General features: G+C 55.9%; 20 protein-coding genes. 4 read left to right on the top strand and 16 right to left on the bottom strand.

From position 1 onward, the window contains the following. Positions 1–60 precede the first annotated feature (60 nt). Genes ACOOFE_RS27780 through ftsE form a run of 3 tightly spaced genes read right to left on the bottom strand, consistent with a single transcriptional unit; the run spans position 61 to position 2,559 of the window. The gene (locus ACOOFE_RS27780) at positions 61–792 is read right to left on the bottom strand and encodes a YdcF family protein (RefSeq protein WP_420413010.1); all 732 of its coding nucleotides are present in this window, start codon (positions 790–792) and stop codon (positions 61–63) included. 53 nt (positions 793–845) lie between these two features. Further along, entirely contained in the window at positions 846–1,892 is a 1,047-nt protein-coding gene (locus ACOOFE_RS27775) for a cell division protein FtsX (protein ID WP_420413009.1), read from the bottom strand. Positions 1,893–1,899: 7 nt separating this feature from the next. After that, positions 1,900–2,559 carry a cell division ATP-binding protein FtsE gene (ftsE, locus tag ACOOFE_RS27770; protein WP_141184442.1) on the bottom strand — a complete coding sequence of 220 codons (660 nt, stop codon included), beginning with the start codon at positions 2,557–2,559 and terminating at the stop codon, positions 1,900–1,902. Between the two features lie 229 nt (positions 2,560–2,788). Here ftsE and ACOOFE_RS27765 point away from each other — a divergent pair, with 229 nt between their 5' ends. Genes ACOOFE_RS27765 through ACOOFE_RS27755 form a run of 3 tightly spaced genes read left to right on the top strand, consistent with a single transcriptional unit; the run spans position 2,789 to position 4,715 of the window. Beyond that, entirely contained in the window at positions 2,789–3,754 is a 966-nt protein-coding gene (locus ACOOFE_RS27765; protein ID WP_420413008.1) for a zinc-ribbon domain-containing protein, read from the top strand. A gap of 2 nt (positions 3,755–3,756) precedes the next feature. Next, positions 3,757–4,317, top strand: a complete 561-nt coding sequence (hpt, locus tag ACOOFE_RS27760) for a hypoxanthine phosphoribosyltransferase (RefSeq protein WP_420413007.1) — start codon at positions 3,757–3,759, stop codon at positions 4,315–4,317. A 2-nt stretch (positions 4,318–4,319) separates the two neighbouring features. After that, entirely contained in the window at positions 4,320–4,715 is a 396-nt protein-coding gene (locus ACOOFE_RS27755) for a response regulator (protein ID WP_420413006.1), read from the top strand. A 73-nt stretch (positions 4,716–4,788) separates the two neighbouring features. Here the strand turns inward: ACOOFE_RS27755 and ACOOFE_RS27750 are convergent, their stop codons facing one another. From ACOOFE_RS27750 to argH, 4 genes are all read right to left on the bottom strand, one after another. Next, positions 4,789–7,380 carry a TIGR02302 family protein gene (locus ACOOFE_RS27750; protein ID WP_420413005.1) on the bottom strand — a complete coding sequence of 864 codons (2,592 nt, stop codon included), beginning with the start codon at positions 7,378–7,380 and terminating at the stop codon, positions 4,789–4,791. Positions 7,381–7,507: 127 nt separating this feature from the next. After that, complete coding sequence (gene lysA, locus ACOOFE_RS27745; protein ID WP_420413004.1) at positions 7,508–8,782, bottom strand: diaminopimelate decarboxylase; 1,275 nt, start codon at positions 8,780–8,782, stop codon at positions 7,508–7,510. Between the two features lie 49 nt (positions 8,783–8,831). Further along, positions 8,832–9,059 carry a lipoprotein gene (locus ACOOFE_RS27740; RefSeq protein WP_141184436.1) on the bottom strand — a complete coding sequence of 76 codons (228 nt, stop codon included), beginning with the start codon at positions 9,057–9,059 and terminating at the stop codon, positions 8,832–8,834. A gap of 117 nt (positions 9,060–9,176) precedes the next feature. Then, positions 9,177–10,562, bottom strand: a complete 1,386-nt coding sequence (gene argH, locus ACOOFE_RS27735; protein WP_420413003.1) for an argininosuccinate lyase — start codon at positions 10,560–10,562, stop codon at positions 9,177–9,179. 41 nt (positions 10,563–10,603) lie between these two features. On the opposite strand from argH, the gene tlpA reads away from it, so the two are divergent. Beyond that, positions 10,604–11,266 (top strand): thiol:disulfide interchange protein TlpA, encoded by a 663-nt coding sequence (tlpA, locus tag ACOOFE_RS27730; protein WP_420413002.1) that lies wholly within the window; start codon positions 10,604–10,606, stop codon positions 11,264–11,266. 19 nt (positions 11,267–11,285) lie between these two features. Here tlpA and ACOOFE_RS27725 read toward each other — a convergent pair whose 3' ends face one another. The 9 genes from ACOOFE_RS27725 to ACOOFE_RS27685 form a co-directional block, all read right to left on the bottom strand. After that, positions 11,286–11,498 carry a hypothetical protein gene (locus tag ACOOFE_RS27725; protein WP_420413001.1) on the bottom strand — a complete coding sequence of 71 codons (213 nt, stop codon included), beginning with the start codon at positions 11,496–11,498 and terminating at the stop codon, positions 11,286–11,288. 42 nt (positions 11,499–11,540) lie between these two features. Next, positions 11,541–11,801, bottom strand: a complete 261-nt coding sequence (locus ACOOFE_RS27720) for a hypothetical protein (RefSeq protein ID WP_420413000.1) — start codon at positions 11,799–11,801, stop codon at positions 11,541–11,543. 325 nt (positions 11,802–12,126) lie between these two features. Further along, a complete protein-coding gene (locus ACOOFE_RS27715; protein WP_420412999.1) occupies positions 12,127–12,330 on the bottom strand; it encodes a putative motility protein in 204 nt (67 codons plus the stop codon). Between the two features lie 82 nt (positions 12,331–12,412). Beyond that, the gene (locus tag ACOOFE_RS27710) at positions 12,413–13,900 is read right to left on the bottom strand and encodes an acyl-CoA synthetase (RefSeq protein WP_420412998.1); all 1,488 of its coding nucleotides are present in this window, start codon (positions 13,898–13,900) and stop codon (positions 12,413–12,415) included. Between the two features lie 9 nt (positions 13,901–13,909). Further along, the gene (locus ACOOFE_RS27705) at positions 13,910–14,791 is read right to left on the bottom strand and encodes a 3-hydroxybutyryl-CoA dehydrogenase (RefSeq protein WP_141184429.1); all 882 of its coding nucleotides are present in this window, start codon (positions 14,789–14,791) and stop codon (positions 13,910–13,912) included. Positions 14,792–14,927: 136 nt separating this feature from the next. After that, complete coding sequence (locus ACOOFE_RS27700) at positions 14,928–15,860, bottom strand: electron transfer flavoprotein subunit alpha/FixB family protein (protein WP_420412997.1); 933 nt, start codon at positions 15,858–15,860, stop codon at positions 14,928–14,930. Between the two features lie 23 nt (positions 15,861–15,883). Continuing rightward, positions 15,884–16,633 carry an electron transfer flavoprotein subunit beta/FixA family protein gene (locus tag ACOOFE_RS27695; protein ID WP_141184427.1) on the bottom strand — a complete coding sequence of 250 codons (750 nt, stop codon included), beginning with the start codon at positions 16,631–16,633 and terminating at the stop codon, positions 15,884–15,886. Between the two features lie 276 nt (positions 16,634–16,909). Further along, positions 16,910–17,602: a hypothetical protein gene (locus ACOOFE_RS27690; RefSeq protein ID WP_420412996.1), complete on the bottom strand. Its 693-nt coding sequence runs from the start codon at positions 17,600–17,602 to the stop codon at positions 16,910–16,912. Then, on the bottom strand, positions 17,599–18,141 hold the full coding sequence (locus ACOOFE_RS27685; RefSeq protein ID WP_420412995.1) for an RNA polymerase sigma factor: 543 nt from the start codon (positions 18,139–18,141) through the stop codon (positions 17,599–17,601). Before ACOOFE_RS27685 ends, ACOOFE_RS27690 begins: the two co-directional genes overlap by 4 nt. Positions 18,142–18,163 lie beyond the last annotated feature (22 nt).

The raw sequence follows: 18,163 nt of genomic DNA, 5'->3' as shown, positions 1-18,163 counted from the left end.
GGACCTGTGAAGCTTGGCGGGATCACTTGCCGGGAATTGCGCTGCCGATGAGCCGAGATCTCAGCTCATACCGCGCACAGCAATTCTTAGCCGAGCGACGGTATACTTCACATATTCACGGATGAGAAGACGGATCGTAGCCGGTTTGGTGTGCCAAGCGTCCAGCTGGAGATCCTTGGCAAAGACCGGATAGCCGATCAACTGCACATCCGGCAAAGCTCCGGATAGTTCTGCAGTTGCTCGAGGCAGATGATACGCGCTGGTGACCACCAACAAGGAATCAAAGCCGTTCTTGCGAACCCAGTTCGCCGTTTCAGTCGCATTTTCTGCTGTGTTGAGAGCTTCCCGGTCCAGTTCGACACTGCCTGCTTCCAGCGGCTTGGCAGACTCAGTAACTGCAGCAAGCTGTTTTCGTGTCGTGCCCGGATGTACACCAGAAATCAGAAGACGTTCCCCGCGGCCTTCTTCCAACAAGCGCACCGCTTCGCTCACCCTTTCCTGGCCGCCGGTAAGCACCACAATTGCATCTGCCTGCGCACTTGCCGGAACTTCCGTTGTCGCCACGTGATGAGCGAATTGCGCAAATTGGAGGAGGCTTCCCGCAACAAAGGCCGTTAGTACGGCAACAGCCAAGGTACGCAAGCCGAAGCGTTTCTTTTTCCCTGGATCGTCAGATGAGTTTTTGGCCGCACGCTCCCGTGCAGGCATGTGCACCTCAGGCTCACGCCGGCTGACCGGTAGGGTTGTCCCTTCATTGCCATCTGCTCCAAGAGCAGAGTTTGCTTGCGTCATAAGGTGACCATAGAAAATGATTCGGCCAATTTCGCGGCATTTTCACAAAAAAATCAATCTACTTTTGCAAGATGTGCCTTGACTGCAAGCCCGGATGTCAGCGCTGTCAGCACAGCAACCAGAAAGACAACGCCAAAGACGCCGAAATAGCCGGGTAGGCTAACTGACACCGATCCAAAAAGTGCAGACAATTGATCAGAGCTGACTTGTCCGGTTCCCTGTCGTGTCATCGTGTCCAAAAGAACAAAACAAACGATCGCCACAAGCCCGCCGGAAACGCCTCCTTTTAGGCCAAGCACCAGGAAATGCCGTTGAAATTCCCGGGCAATAAACGAGTCTTCCGCCCCCACAAAATGCAGCACAGAGACAACGTCCTTATTGCCCGCCATAGCCGCTTGGGTGGCAAATACGACACTTAAAACCATAGACCCGAGGACGAGCACCATGATCGCAAAACCGCCGGCGACCACCGTCCCAGCCATTGCGGACAGGCGTGATGTCCACACGGAATGATCATCGACGCTCGCTCCTGTGACATTTTGCCTGATGGTGGCACGGAGCTGGTCCAAATTCAGAAGGGCCGGATCGGCGAGCGTAATTTGAATAAGGCGCGGAACTGGCAACCCTTCCAGTTGAAGGCCATCTCCAAGCCAGGGCTCCAGCAACGCTTTCGTCTCTGCATCTGAGAGCGCGCGCACGGACCCAATTCCAGAAAACTCTTGGGCGAGCGCGACGGCCTTGTCGATCTCACGCAGCATGTCGACGCCCTCAGCAGGCCGGATTTGGATGGTAATTTCACGCACCAGGTCGTTTTGCCAGGCATCGGCCGCATCCCAAACCACCGAGACCCCACCAACGGTCAAGCACGCGAGGAAGCTCATGATTGCGACCACCAGCGTTAGCGCTCGGCCTGCGACTGATTGCGGCGGAACGATTGCTGCGGCCGGGCGCAGTTTGGCATCTTCACCTTGCGGAGCAGGTTTGGCTTTGGCTTTGGGTGCGGGCCTGCGTTTCGGTCGCTTTGACTTCTCAGCACGTTTTTGCGGCCGGACGGAAACGTCCGGTGCTTTCGATTTCTGAGGTTTGTCGGTGTCTGCCATTATCTGCCTAATCAAAAATCGTGAGACGGCCGTCTGCCAAGACCATGCGCCGGGCATCCACCTGTTCCAGAAGGGCGACATCATGCGTTGCAATAACAACCGACGTTCCAAGTTTGTTCAATTCAATAAAGAGACGCAACAACCGGCGCGCCAGCGGCGGGTCGACGTTACCAGTGGGCTCATCCGCTAACAAAACATCCGGACGCGTGATCAAGGCACGGGCAATTGCCGCGCGCTGTTTTTCACCGCCGGAGAGGACCGGGGGCAGAACATGCATCCGGTCGCCAAGACCGACCCATTTGAGCAGATCAATCACATCCGAGCGATAGTCTGCTTCGTCTTTTCCCGCAACCCGCAGCGGCAAAGCGACGTTTTCATAGGTTGTCAGATGGTCTAGAAGCCGGAAATCTTGAAAAACCACACCGACTTTGCGCCGGAGCGCGGGCAGTTCATCCTTGCCAATGATACTCATGTCCCGGCCAAAAACGTTGATCAACCCGCGGGTCGGCCGGAGCGACATGAACAAAAGCCGGATCAAGCTGGTTTTTCCAGCGCCGGATGGGCCAGTTAAAAACTGAAAGGATTGCGGTTCAATCTGGAAGGTCAAATCCTGTAGGATCTCTGGACCCATGCCATATCTTAATCCGACATTTTCAAAACGGATCACACCCGCAACTCCTGTTGATGGAGCGCACGCTATCCGCGCGCCGTTAACGAAGCATTAATCATATAAAGGTCCACTGTGCACAGGAAAGTCCGTGATCGAACGCACTGGCCGTTGTCCAATATTTCATGCCGGATTTCATGCCAATCGATTACACTGTGACACAGTTTGAGGCCACACCTCCATTTATGTGGGGGTTGCCTAAGGAAGCCAAGGCGAAAGGTCTTCACAAATGAAGATCACCTGTCCGGACTGCAGCACATCTTACGAGATCAAGCCTGAAGCTCTCGGGGCTGAAGGGCGCAGTGTGAAATGCGCCAAATGCGGAAACCGCTGGTTTGTCGCCCCCAAACCAGAGAACGATGATACGGCGGCTTTCGAAGCCGATGCTGCCGACGAAAAACCTGCAAAAGAGACCGCGGCGGCAGATGATCCCGTAAAGGACGAAGCTGATTGGGCTGCAGATGCGGCTGAAGATGGCGACGACCAGGACGATTCTGAAATTGCCGGCGACGATGATGACACGCCCGAAGAAGTGCCGGCAACGGCCTCTCCGCCGCCTCCCCCCAAAGAAACCCCCAGCGATGGGGATAGCGGATTTGCCGCCGAAACGGCCGAGGAAGACGCACCAACAGACCCCAATGCCGCTGACATCGAAACTCTGGCTAAGCGCCCCAAAATCAAGGTCAATCCGAACAAGTTCCGGAAAAACAGGATTGGCGCCCTAATAGAGTGGGTATTCCGGCGGAACTTCCGGCGCATTGGCGGCGTCGCCCTATTCGGCGGTGCGGTGGCTTTGACGGCTTTGCTCGTCTTAATGCGCGATACACTGGTCAAACAATCGCCAGATCTTGCAAGTCTCTACCAGATGGTAGGGATGGAAGTGAATTTGCGCGGACTGGAGTTCAGAAATCTAAGAACCTTCATGGAAGTGGAAGACGGCAGGCGGGTTCTTGTTGTAGAAGGCTCTATCCGAAATCTACAGGAAGAAACAAACAGCGTGCCAGCAGTCCGGCTGTCCATCAGAAGCGCAGATTTACAAGAAGTCTATGCCTGGACTGTCGAACCCCGCACCCAGAAGCTTAACGGCTTGGATGAAACCCGGTTTAGGACCATCCTCGCAGATCCGCCGACAGGAGCTTCTGACATTCAGGTGCGGTTTGTTGACCGCGGCCAGCGCAATATTGTTCTTGAGTGACCATGACAGCCAACATCCATACACTTTACGACGAAACCACCATTGCAGAGCGTGTTGGGGCGCTTGCCGGTGAAATCACCAAGGCCCAGCCGGAACGCCTGCTGGTGGTTGCCGTTTTGAAGGGCAGTTTCATCTTTGCCGCTGATTTGGTGCGCGCAATGCACCGTGTTGGCCTTGAACCGGAGATGGAATTTATCCATCTATCTAGTTATGGCGCTGGCACGGAAAGCCAGGATATTCGTATTTTACGCGATGTCGAAAGTGACGTTAACGGCCGAGACATAATTCTGGTAGATGATATCCTGGAATCCGGCCGGACCTTGGCATTTGCGAAGGACCGGTTGATGAACCGGGGCGCCAAGTCGGTGCAGATTGCAGCTTTGCTCGATAAACCCGAGCGCCGTAAAGCTGCCATATCTGCAGATTACGTTGGGTTTACCTGTCCTGATAAGTTTGTCGTCGGATACGGTATGGACATGGGGCACGCCTGGCGGCAGTTGCCTTTTATAGGATACGTGGTTGCCCCAGAGGCGGCGGCAGCGGACGGCAATACAGGAGAGTGAGCATGGCTCGCATTCTTCTTACTGAAGATGATGAAGCAGTGCGCAGCTTCGTAAAGAGGGCGCTGGAACTGGATGGCCACACGGTGGATCCGGCTGAAGACGGCGGCGAAGCGGTGGAAATCCTGACCCGGGAAAAAGGCGGTTACGACCTCCTTTTATCTGACATCAAGATGCCGGTTATGGACGGGATTGCCCTCGCACTCCATACAGCCCGCGACTATCCAGAGTTACCGATCCTCTTGATGACCGGTTTTGCAGATCAGCGCGAACGGGCAAGTGGCCTCGATTCTCTGGTGCATGATGTGGTCACCAAACCATTTTCGCTCTCAGACATCCGCGCTGCGGTCCGCGGAGCAATTTCTGGAACTGAACCTCAAGCGGCGCGGCGTTACGCTTAACCGGGTCCAACAAGAATTCATGAAAAACCCCGCTTCGAGCGGGGTTTTTTAGTATCTGATAGGACGACGCTTCTTAGTAGCGCTTGAGCAAGCGCTCCAGATAGTCCAGTTCAAGTTTGGGCCGGGAGGGATCTGAGAACCTGCGGCGCAGTTCTTCCAAGATCCGGCGGGCTCGTTGCACGTCGATCTCATCCGGGATTTGGACACGGTTGTTGAAATCCGGACCTTCGGTCCTACGCGGCCGGCCAAGCGGATCTTCATCCATCGGGGATGGGCCACTCGGAGAGCCCGCACCTTCGCCCTGGCCCATCATTTGTTCGGTCATCCCTTGCGCACCCCGGCGCAAGGCATCCAGCGCTTCTCCCTGTTGGCCAAGAGCTTGCTGGCCTTGGCCTTCGCCGAGGGATTCTTGAGCCTGACCCATGGACTCGCCAGCTTCGCCAAGCGCTTCATTCTCGCCCATGCCGTTCTGGTTCATCTGGTCTCTCAGCTCTTGCAGCTTTTGCGCCAGTTCGCCTTGTCCCTGCTGCAACTGATCCAGCATTTGCTGCAGTTGCTCTTTTGAAAGCTGCTGCTGTTGGCCCTGGCCTTGCTGTTGCTGACTTTGCTGCTGGCGATTCCGGCGCTGTTGCTGCTGATCCTGGTTAAAATTATGGGTTTCGTCCATCAGCTGTTGCTGACGCTGGATCATCTCACCCAACTGATTGAGCATCTCCATCATTTCGCTGGACATGTTGTTGGGCATCATCTGCGGCCGTCCGGCCTGCAGATTTTCCAGCATCTGCTGCATCTGGGCGAGCAATTCCCGGGCAGCATCGCGGGATCCCGTGCGGGCCAGCTCTTCGATCCGGTCGAGCATCTCGCTCAGATCTTGCTGGCTGAGCGTTTGCTGATCACTGTTGAAAGGCTGCATTGTCTGCGGATTGCGCTGCATTTGTTCTGCGAGCGCTTGCATGTATTCGTTCAGAGCTTCACGCAGTTCTTTGGTGAGCTTTGCGATCTCCTCGTCGCTTGCGCCTTCCTCAAGGGCCTTGCGCAAAGCCTCCTGGGCTTCGCGCAGTTTGCGCTCGGCCATCGACAAATCGCCATCTTCGATTGACAGCGCCAAGTCCCATAAAAGCGGCAGCAAAGCCTTCAGTTCTTCGTCTGATTGGGCATTCACAAGCTGACGGTAAGCGAAATCCATGCCCAGATACGTGCGCACCTCCACTTTGAACACTTCCGGCGCCATCATCATGGCATCAAACGCCATAATCACACCAGGATGGCTTTGTGCGTCGAGGGCGAGATTGCGCCGTTGTTCGACAACAGCCCTCGCCAGCGGTTTTCCGAACCGCCGTTGCGGTAGCGTGATCCGGTAATCTGGAGACCGCCCCTCTTGCCCGGCCTGATCTCTTGCAGCCAGGGTCAAGTCCACTTCCGAGCCCGCCCATGGATGAGAGGTCAGATCGCGAATGGTTTCGCCCGTTTTGGCAGTTCCTGCCTGCGGCGGCAGAGACAACGGGAAAATGGGTGCCTCGACCAGTGGTCGCGGCACGTGCCCTTCCTTTTCCGGATCCGGCAGTGGCGCAATCCGTGCTTCGGCGGAAATGACCCCATAGTCGTCATTGACCAGATAGGAGAATTTGAGGGCGCCGCTGAGCTGTTCCTCCGGGTCATCTGTCAGACGTATTTCTGGTTCATGATCCGGGCGCACGGCAAAGACAAAACTCAAGAATGGCTCTTCACCCGCGATCAGATCGACGACACCGGTGGTCTCAAGTGTAAGACGCCGCTCTTCCGGCAATGCCATGCCGGATTGCGCGCTTGATTGAAGGCCGGATTCAGACGGTTCAATGGTCTCGGCTTCACCATCAGCGCCTTCAGAGAAGGTCATCGTGAGTTCTTTGGCGCCTTGCGTGCGGACAACAAGAACAGACCCCTCGGGAACCGAAATTGGTGCTCCAGCATCCCGCAACTGAGCACTTTCACCGGTCAGATAAATCGGCGGCTCGCTGGTGTAGAGTGGCGGCGTGACCCAAGCATCCAGGCGGCTTGGAGGTTCGACTGTCGTAAATGGATTCCTGAACGCTGAGGCGAGCCGGTCATTGAGATGCGGCCCTGCTGCGAAATAACCAATCAGAATAAAACAAACCGCCAGCACACGGATAGCCAGCGGGTCACGGCGGTAAGCTCTCGGATCGGGTGCCTTTGACTTGATCTCAGCCAGAGCTTGCGCGGTCCGCCGCTGATGCAACGCCCAGATTGCTTCGCTTTTGCGATCACCGGCTCCAACGGACAGCTCGTCTTCCAAAGTCGTGAGCGGCTGGTGGCCAAATTTAGAGGATTGCTCGACCCGGTGAAGCGCTTCACCACGGGTCGGCCAGGACAAGCGGAACAGGTCCTTGGAAACCCAGATTGCGGCAAGGACAAAGAGGGCAACGCCGATCGGCCCGGCCCAAACCGGTAATATCAGCCAAAGACCAAGCCAAGAAACTCCGACGAAGAGCGCAATGACAATCAGAAGCGGAAAGAGGGCCCGCCAGCACCGTTCAACAAACAGTGCCCATTTGCTGTGCCGGACAAGCCGGTTCAGCCGCGATTGGATGACCGCCAGCCAACCGAAGTGTTCCGCGGACACATGCCCGGAATTGCCCGGTTTGTCGTCACTCGTGCTCAAAAGCACCTCCGGATCCTCTGCAGAGGCTGATGGCCGACAGCGACCAACACCTTGATCTGCCCATCTCTATAAGAGTGAGGCATCAAGAGCTGTCCGGCAAGTTGCTGAAACAACTAATTTCCGGAGGATTTTGTCACGAGTTGTTGAGCCAATCCGGGATTTTGTCGAGATCGAGCAATTCTTGAAAGCTTGGCCGGGGCCGGATTACCGCAAATTGATCAGCATTTACGAGGACTTCCGGCACCAAAAGCCGGGAGTTATAGGTGCTGGACTGAACAGCACCGTAGGCTCCAGCGGAATAAACGGCGAGCATTTCTCCGGCGTTTACTTTGGGCATATCCCTGTTTTGGGCCAAAAAGTCACCAGTTTCGCATACCGGACCCACGATGTCGGCCGTGATTCGATCCGAATCCGGGTCTGGCTCCGTCACTGGGCGGACTTCGTGATAGGCCTCATAAAGTGTTGGCCGGATAAGATCATTCATGCCGCCGTCGACGATGACGAATTTTTTGTCCGCACCGTCTTTGACGTAAATAACTTTGGTCACCAAGATCCCGGCGTTACCTGCGATCATCCGTCCCGGCTCGAACATGACTTTACAATCGAGTTCCCGGACGTGCTTTTTCACCACTTCGGCATAAGCGTCCGGGTGCGGCGGCGGATCATTATCGGTGACATATGGAATTCCGAGACCCCCACCGAGATCGACGTGATCAATCGCATGACCCTGACTTCTGAGGTCTGTAATCAGCTCTCCGAGCCGGGCAAAGGCATTGTCGAACGGCTCCAGCTCGGTGATTTGAGACCCGATGTGCATATCAATGCCGGTCACTTTCAGGCCGGGAAGGCTGGCAGCTTCCGCATAGACTTCCCGCGCGCGCTGCCACGGAATACCGAATTTGTTTTCCGCTTTGCCGGTCGCGATTTTGGCGTGGGTCTTGGCGTCGACGTCCGGATTGATGCGCATGGACACCCGGGCCGTCTTGCCCATTTGTGTTGCCACGCGAGAGAGTTGGTGCAGTTCCGGCTCGGATTCGACGTTAAAGCACAGGATGTCTTCTTCCAGCGCATAGGCCTGTTCGGCTTCGGTTTTGCCAACCCCCGAAAAAACAATCTTTTCTGCCGGCACGCCAGCTGCCCGTGCACGGCGCAATTCGCCTTCCGAGACCACATCCATGCCGGCACCAAGCTGCGCCAGGGTCGCAAGCACAGCCTGGTTGGAATTGGCCTTCATCGCATAACAGACCAGCGATGGGATATCGGCAAAGGCAGAGGAAAACACCTCGTAGTGCCGGGTCAATGTTGCCGTTGAATAGACATAAAACGGCGTCCCAACTTCACGGGCGATATCTTCAATGGCCACGCCTTCAGCAAATAGGGCGCCGCCTTTATAGTCGAAATGATGCAAGGGAATACCCCGTACAGCTTGGTGTTCTGAAGTTTTCGGACTTTCGCCCCTATTGGCCGATCAACGGATCCAAGATGAAGCCACCGTTAGATGCCGGGGCCGCAGGCTCGGATGTCCCGGCTGCCGGAACATTGGATTCTGAAGCAGCGGTGTTTGCCGGTGCCTGAGTTGCAGCGCCAGGCACCTCAAGTGCCGACTTGCGCCCGCATCCGGCCAATACCAGGCCCAGGCAAATGCCGGTCATCGCAAATATCTTCAAGCGGCGTGTCGTCACCATCACAGCCCTTTTTGGCTCAACCCTTGTGGCGAATAAATCATTCTGCTCTCTCCTCGCATGACAGACTGAAATGGGCAAGGCCAGTCTCGCCTGTCATGCTGGAATTGCGGGCGGCAATCAGGCTTTGGCCAGGTCCTTGAGCCAGCGGCGCGCTTGTTTGCGCACATTCACTGGTGATGTGCCGCCGTAGCTCACCCGGCTACGGACGGATTTGTCGACCGACAGCACAGAGAAGATTTCGTCCGTGATCTTCGGTTCCACGGCCTGCATTTCTTCCAAAGTGACCTTGTGCAGCTCGACGTTCTTCTCAACGGCGATCGCCACAATCGCGCCGGTGACATGATGGGCATCCCGGAACGGCAGGCCAAGCACCCGGACCAGCCAGTCGGCGAGGTCAGTTGCGGTGGAATAACCAGAACCGGCCGCCTTTTTCATGGACTTTGTTACCGGTTCGAGATCGCGCATCATTCCCGTCATGGCCGCCAGCGCCAAAGAAATGCTGGCAAGTCCGTCAAAGGCCTGTTCCTTGTCTTCTTGCATATCCTTAGAATAGGCGAGCGGCAGCCCTTTCATCATCACCAGAAGCGCTTGCAATGATCCGTAGATCCGGCCCGTCTTGGCGCGCACCAGTTCGGCCGCATCCGGATTTTTCTTTTGCGGCATGATCGAAGAGCCGGTGGAGAACTTGTCGGACAATTTGACAAAACCGAACTGCGCCGAGCACCAAACGACGATTTCTTCCGCCAGACGGGACAAGTGCATCGCAGCCAAGGAAGCGGCGGACAATGCCTCAATGACGAAGTCCCGATCAGATACGGCATCAAGCGAGTTTGCGGTTGGACGGTCGAAGCCGAGCGCTTCCGCGGTCATCTTGCGATCAATCGGGAAGGATGTTCCGGCAAGTGCTGCAGACCCCAGCGGGCATTCGTTCATGCGTTTGCGGGCATCGCGCACCCGACCACGGTCGCGCGCAAACATTTCGACATAGGCGAGCAAATGATGGCCAAAGGTTACCGGCTGGGCGGACTGAAGGTGCGTAAAGCCCGGCATGACATCCCCGGCATGTGTCTCAGCCTTTTCAGCCAGCACCTGCATCAGTTCGGTCAGCTGATCATCGAGCGTATCCAGCGTATCACGCACCCACAGGCGGAAATCCGTCGCAACCTGGTCGTTGCGCGAACGGGCCGTGTGCAAGCGTCCAGCCGCCGGACCAATCAACTCCGCCAGCCGTGCTTCGATATTCATATGAATATCTTCCAGCGCGCGGGAAAACTTGAATTCGCCGTTTTCGATTTCTGACAGGATTGTGTCTAGACCTTGAACGATCTTGTCGGCATCGTCCCGCGTCACAATGTCTTTTTCCGCGAGCATGCGCACATGGGCTTTTGAGCCGTCAATGTCTTGCTTATATAGCTTCTTGTCGTAATCGATGGAGGCGTTGATTTCCTCCATGATGGCGTCCGGTCCTTCGGCGAACCGGCCGCCCCACATGCGATTGCTCATGTCCTGTCCTTTAAGAGGCGCCCCTTGCGAGGTGTGAACGAATGACGAAGCCTACCGAACCTGCCAAGTCCTCCAGACGAAGCTTTTATGCCGCTGGGCTGGCGGGTGTCGTGGCCGCTGTAGCGGCTCTATACGTGATCAACGGCCAAAATGGCAACAACGCTGGGGGCGAAAGCTGTTCGGCGGCGCTGGTTTCTGCAGAAGCGGCCACGCCACATGCCAAGGGAGAGGTGGCTGCCTTCCTGCCGGCGAGCCAGCCGCTTGACCTGAGCGGGCTAACGTTCAAGGGACCAGACGATCAACTGATCACCATGGCCGGTTTCAAAGACCGGACCGTTCTTTTGAACCTGTGGGCCACCTGGTGTGCGCCGTGCCGCAAGGAAATGCCCGCTCTGGATGAGCTTCAGGCGGATCTCGGCAATGAAGGTTTTGAAGTGGTCGCAGTCAATCTGGACCGTGGTGGACCGGAGAAACCTAAAGCCTTTTTGGACGAGATTGGCGTCGGCCATCTCGCCTATTATTCCGACGCTTCAAACGGGCTCTTGAAAGACTTGCGGAAAGTTGCCCGCGCTACGGGACTGCCGACAACTATCTTGATCAGCCCGGACGGCTGCGAAGTCGGAACGATGTATGGCCCCGCGGAATGGGCATCCGGCGAGGCCAAAGCGCTGATCAACGCAGCGATGGGAAAACCGGAGGCGTAATCGCCTCCGCAAAAATCACTCAGACAGTAATGTCGACGGCTTCGCCAAGGCCTGGGATCTGCCGCTGCTCGCGGCGGTCCTCTTCATTGGTGGCCTGAGCCTCCTCAAGCCGCTCTGCGACTTGGCGTTCCTGATCGTTCTGATCACGAACCGCATTCGCCGCCAGCTCACTGCGCACATTGGCCGTATTATAGGCCGCTTGTGAGGATGTGCTGTCAGATACGCTCGCCATACTCAATACTCCTTTGGCGCAATGATTTGGCTGGATTTCCTGTTACACGGAAATATCCAGCCTTTTGCCCAAACCTGCTCCAAGGTTGGCAGGCTGTGCACGTTGTTGCAGCTGCTCGGCCTGACGCGACAAGGTTTCAGCCCTGTTAGCGCTGAAATTTGCTTGCCGTTGAACGGTCTCGGCAACAGCTGCGGACTGCTTGGCGTTGATCGTTTGTGCCTGCTCCGCAACCTGATCGATCCGCGGAACTTGCAAAGACGGCCGGAAAGCCAAAGCTGATCCGTATCCAATACCTTCTGGCATCGTCTTACCAATTCTTGGTTTCAGACTCTTAGCTATTTAGGCGCAATTTTAGCGAAACTAGGAAAAATGAGGGAAATACTGAAAAGCAGCGTTGATGCGGGTTTTCTTTTTCTTGAGCAATTTGATTATAATTTGAATGAATTCTACTCAAAAATCTGATTTTATATACATTTTTACAAAGGTCAGGCAGTCATTGGTCTCAGGCACGAGCTGCGGCAGTGCTGAACACCGGGCGAAACGCAAAGTAAAGTCACCAGTGCTTTGCAAAGCACGAAACAAATAGCGGTAATGGATCCGCCGACAGATTGGAATTGTTTCCAGGAAATCAGGCGGTGACGTCGACCTGACCGCCAAGGCCTGGAGGAGGGGTTGCCTGGGTGGACTGCAGGTTTTCTGCGCCCTGTTGAAGGAGTGCTACGAGATTGGCGTCTTGTTGGGCTGCCATTTTCATCATTTCAGCCTGAATCGCCTGGCCGGTCTGGGCCTGGTTCATAGCTACAAATGTGTTGGCTAGTCCAACGCTGTCCATCTTGGTCTCCTGATGATGCGCTGATCATAGGAGACGGGCCTTAAACGAGGGTTAACAAAAACTTACAGCACTTCTGCGGAGTTTAGGTTTTACTCAGAGCCTTGCGTTGAACCTTTCCCGATGGGGTGCGCGGCAATTCGGCAACGGGCCGGTAGACCTTCGGACGTTTATAGTCGGCAAGCCTTTCCACGGCAAAAGCGGCAAGCTCATCTTCGCTGAAACTGTCCGGCGCTGCGGGCACCACAAAAGCGGTGATCAGCTCGACCCCAGAGCCCGCGGGAACAGCAGTGACGGCAACTTCTGAGACGCTAGGGTGCGCCGCCAATGCCCGTTCAACTTCTTCCGGCGCAACCCGATACCCAAACGCATTCATCAGGTCGTCAGCGCGCCCCTCATACCAATAGTAGCCGTCGGCATCCTCGCGGGCCCTATCACCCGTCAGGAACCAGTCGCCAAGAAATGCGGCACTGGTGTCGACTGGGCGGTTCCAATAGCCGAGCATGAGGCCCGGTTCATCGCGATGAACGGCCAAAAGTCCTGGTGTATCTGCAGTCGCAGGCTGGGCCACTTCCGAACCCTCATCCAAAATGGCGACTTTGCGGCCGGGTTGCGGCCGGCCGGGAGACCCGGGCTTGACTGGTACGCCGGGACTGCTTGAAAGATAGGTAGAAATCTCGCTCATGCCGAGCGCTTCATAGAGCTCCCGTCCGCTTCGCTCTTTCCAGTCGTGATAAAGCGCGGCCTGTAGGGCTTCCCCCGCCGTCAGGCCATGACGCAGGTTCCGAAACGAGTTCTGTGTGATCTCGCCATACTTCAAAATACGCCGGTAAAGGCTAGGAACTGCCGCAAACAATGTGGCCTTACTGGTTTCAAGAATTTCCGGCCAGACATGTGGATCGCGTGGCCCGTCATATACAACGCTTGTCGCACCATTGGCCCAGGGGTCCATCAGGCCGACACCAAGAGTGTAGGTCCAATTAAACGCCCCTGCATGCAGCAACCTGTCTTCTGCGCTAATGCCGTACCAGCCCTGATACATCGGCGCTCGTGCCGCGGCAGACCGCTGAGCATGTAAAACGCCCTTTGGGGTGCCACTGGTACCGGAGGTGTAGATTAAAAAGGCCGGGTCATCGGCATGGGTTTCGGCAAAATCGCCAGGCGCTGCCTGTTTGAGTTTTTCAATTTCTTTCGGACCAAAGAACCTCGCGGCACCGGTATCTGGCAATGAAGTTTTGCCATCATGGATCACCAGAGCAGCACCACAATCTGCGAGGATCGTGTTCGTTTCCAGAGATGTCAGCAGCGCTGATGTCGGCACTGGGACCAGCCCGGCAGCAATGGCCCCAAAAAACAGGAGCGGAAAATCGCTGGAGTGGCCGATCCGCAGGAGAACCCGGTCGCCGGGATTTAAACCTTCCGCCTTGAAACCGGCTGCGACAGCGAGAACCGACCGGGTCAGATCGCCATATGTCCAGGTTTCTAAACGCTCACCGCGCGCGCCAACCACTTCCAGCGCAGTTTTGGCCGGATTTGGGTTGGCGTTGATCAGGCAGTAGCGGGCAAGATTCACGAGGCGGACTTAGCGGGTCGGCACCGGAACGTCGCCGCGGTAATCATAAAAACCACGCTGGGTTTTGCGGCCGAGCCAGCCTGCCTCGACGTACTTCACCAAAAGCGGACATGGCCGGTATTTGGTGTCCGCCAAGCCTTCATAGAGCACCTGCATGATCGACAGGCAGGTGTCGAGGCCAATGAAGTCGGCCAGCTGCAGCGGACCCATCGGGTGGTTGGCGCCAAGCTTCATCGCCTTATCGATGGATTCAACCGAACCAACACCTTCGTAAAGGGTATAGATCGCTTCGTTGATCATCGGCAGCAGGATGCGGTTGACCATAAAGGCCGGGAAATCTTCAGCAACTGCGATTTGTTTGCCCAAGCGATCGCAGAATTGTTTGGACGCTTCGAACGTCTCGTCTTCGGTCGCAATACCGCGCACCAACTCAACCAATTCCATGATCGGCACTGGATTCATGAAATGAATACCGATGAATCGTTCCGGGCGGTCCGTCGTCGCAGCAAGCCGGGTGATAGAAATGGAAGAGGTGTTGGTTGCCAGAATGGCTTCCGGCTTCAGGATCGGGCACAACTGGGAGAAGATCTTGCGTTTGACCTGCTCATTCTCAACAGCTGATTCAATCACCAGATCCGCATCGCTCAAAAGATCGACATCTTCAACAGCCTTGAGGCGGCTGAGAGCGCCAGTGCGTTCTTCTTCGGTAATGATCGACTTGGAGACCTGGCGGGCCATATTGCCGTTGATCGAGGCCAGACCGGATTCGATCCGTTCCATGGAGATATCGCTTAAGCCGACGTCGTAGCCAGCAAGTGCACATACATGCGCAATACCGCTGCCCATTTGACCCGCGCCAATCACGCCGATTTTTTTGATTTCGACTGCCATCTGAATATCCGATCTAAATGAAATGCCTTTCACGGCCTGTTGCGGCTATTTTTGGCAAGTCTTGAGCCGAACAGCAAGAACCCCGGGACGAAAACTGACATTCACCCCGGGGCCCGTGATCAATTTGCCGCAGGTGTTATTCCACGGACGCCTTCAGTTCCGGCAGAACTTCGAACAAATCCGCGACCAGGCCGTAGTCGGCAACCTGGAAGATCGGCGCCTCTTCGTCCTTGTTGATCGCAACGATCACTTTGGAATCCTTCATGCCAGCAAGGTGCTGAATGGCACCGGAGATGCCGCAGGCAATGTAGAGATCCGGCGCAACCACCTTACCGGTTTGGCCAACTTGCCAGTCGTTCGGTGCGTAACCAGCGTCTACAGCAGCGCGTGACGCACCGACAGCGGCACCGAGAGCATCGGCAACCGGCATGATGACTTCTTGGAACTTCTCTTCAGAGCCGAGTGCACGACCACCGGAGATGATGATCTTGGCGGAAGTCAGTTCCGGACGGTCGGACTTGGACAGTTCCTCACCGACAAACTCGGACAGGCCTGAGCCGTCTGTGCCTGCCACTGCTTCTACAGCAGCGGAGCCACCTTCTTCTGCCGCAGCAAAAGTGGATGTCCGGACGGTGATAACTTTTTTCGCATCACCCGATTTGACAGTCTGGATGGCGTTACCAGCGTAGATCGGACGCTCAAAAGTCTCAGCGTCGACAACGGCGGTAACGTCAGAGATCTGCATGACGTCAAGCAAAGCAGCGACCCGCGGCAGTGTGTTTTTGCCGTTGGCAGTTGCCGGCGCAACGATTGCGTCATAGTCGCCAGCAAGACCGACGATCAAGTCAGCTGTCGGCTCAGCCAGCTGGTGTTCCAAGGCGTCACTTTCAGCAACCAGGACTTTCGCAGCGCCGGTCAATTTCGCGGCAGCTTCGGCAACAGCCTGTACGCCTTTACCGGCAACCAGGACATGGACATCAGAACCGAGCGCTACGGCAGCGGTCATGGCTTTTGCGGTTGCATCGTTCAGAGCGCCGCCAGCGTGTTCAGCCACAAGAAGTGTTGTCATTTTCTTTCCTCCTGCGACGGCCCTTAAAGGACACCAGCTTCGTTCTTGAGTTTGTCGACAAGTTCGCTCACGGAGCCAACCTTGATGCCTGCTTCACGTGCCGGCGGCTCGGTTGTGGTAACAACCGTCAGGCGCGGTGCGATATCGACACCAAAATCGTCCGGGGTCTTCTCGTCGATCGGCTTCTTCTTGGCCTTCATGATGTTCGGCAGGGACGCATAACGCGGCTCATTGAGGCGCAGGTCCGTGGTGACGATGGCCGGAAGCTTCAGCTTGACGGTCTGCAGGCCGCCGTCAACTTCGCGGGTGACATCGACAGTGCCATCACCAAGATCAACCTTGGACGCAAATGTGCCCTGGCTCCAACCGAGAAGCGCAGACAGCATCTGACCAGTCTGGTTGCAGTCGTCGTCGATCGCTTGTTTGCCGAGGATCACAAGGCCCGGCTCTTCAGCTTCAACGATGCCTTTTAGGATTTTGGCAACGGCCAGCGGCTCAGTGGTTTCGTCTGTCTTGACCAGAATGCCGCGGTCAGCCCCCATTGCCAGGCCGGTACGCAGGGTTTCAGTTGCCTGCTGCGGGCCCACAGAAACAACGACGACTTCGGTTGCCTTGCCGGCTTCCTTCAGCCGCAAAGCTTCTTCCACGGAGATTTCGTCAAACGGGTTCATGGACATCTTGACGTTGGCAAGATCCACACCAGAACCGTCCGGCTTGACGCGGACTTTCACGTTATAGTCGATGACCCGTTTTACGGGGACGAGGATTTTCATTTGGTCTCAACCTCTTGCTGGGCCGGCTTTCACCGCACCGCATTAAAGGACTTGCTCCATCTTGCAACATTTCGTCACAAACGGCGGAAACAAGCCAACCGTGGCGCATGGCGCGGGACGGTACTGACCTGCGCGGCAGCTGTCAATCGCAGCAAAAGGTCTAAACATGTAATTTGCCGTGCTTTGCCAAGGTTGCGTCGCAAACATGACATTACGGCAGCGCGGCAAAAGGTTGCGGTGAAGTTGGCCAGAAGACCGGAATTTGGAATAAGGATCCTAAATGCCGGGGGTCTCCGGAGAAAAATTGTCGGAAACCGGTTCAGCGAACACAGTGGTCCAAACACCATTTTCATCCCGGCAAGCGGTTCCGCGAATGGTCATATCCAATTTTCCAAAGCGGGTTTGACGCAGATATTGCCGGCACCAATGGCCACTTTTGCTCTTGTAGGTCTGAATCGGCGTCAGAATTTCAGACCAGTTTCCATCCTGGCCGATATAGACCGGTTCGCCGCTGACTTTGGTTTCCAATGCTTCTTGTACCGTTTGTGCCAGAAGCAGTCGCTCCGTTTCCATATGGGCAGCCAAGGATGCGACGGCCTGATCCATACGTGATTGCATCCAGAAATTCGTGGACGCAAAGGTGCCGGCCACCAAAACAAGGGACGCTGCAAGATAAACGATCGCGCGGGTCCAGTTGGTTTCCGGTTTTGTTTGAGGCAGCCGGCGTTCGAACTCCCGGTCAATCACGCTTTCCAGCTTCTTGAGGGACGATTCGGGAATGTGAGCTGGTAGGGCTTCTTGAAGCAGTCGCTGATCGGCGGCCATCTGATCCAAAAGGTCCGCACTCTCGGCCGATCCTTCAAGGCGCTTTAACAAGGCTTCGCGTTCTTCAGGAGACGTTTCCCCATCCAAGAGGAGCCCAATTTCCTGGGCCAGATCGACCTGAACTTTCTTTTCGTCAAACGTCATGACACCCTCCCCGAAGATGCCGATTGGGATGTTGTTTCCGATGCCTTGCCGGAGTTTAGCCAGTCCCGCAATTTCAGCCGGGCCCGCGCCAGACGGCTGGTCACGGTTCCGATAGGAACCTGCAGCTCCTCCGCGACATCTTTATAGGTGCGTCCGTCCACTGCGATCATCATCAAAACCGTGCGGTTATCGTCGTCCAACTGCTCGATAAAACGCCGGACTTGCTGTAGCTCCAAACTGGAAACGGCCGCCCTTTGACCGTCGAATGTATCGTCGTAGTCAAACATTGCTTTCTCAAACAGCCGGGCGCGGTTGGCGGTATCGCGCTGCGTATTGAAATAGAGATTTTGCAAGATCCGGAACATCCAGCTGTCCAGGCGGGTTGCCGGATCAAACTGATCCAGCGACCGGATCGCCCGTTCACAAGCAGTTTGCACCAAATCGTCCGCCTGATCCGGGTTCCGGCACAGCCGTAAGGCGAAACTTCTGAGCTTCGGTATCAGGCGGATCATCTCCGCTTTCAGTGTTTCTTCAGACAAGAAGTTCTCCGCCAGGCCTCTC

It is taken from the genome of Roseibium sp. (genome assembly GCF_965216085.1).
In the GTDB taxonomy this organism is placed as follows: domain Bacteria; phylum Pseudomonadota; class Alphaproteobacteria; order Rhizobiales; family Stappiaceae; genus Roseibium.
Note: the sequence above shows the minus strand (reverse complement) of the source record. Positions and strands in the feature narration are given on the sequence as shown.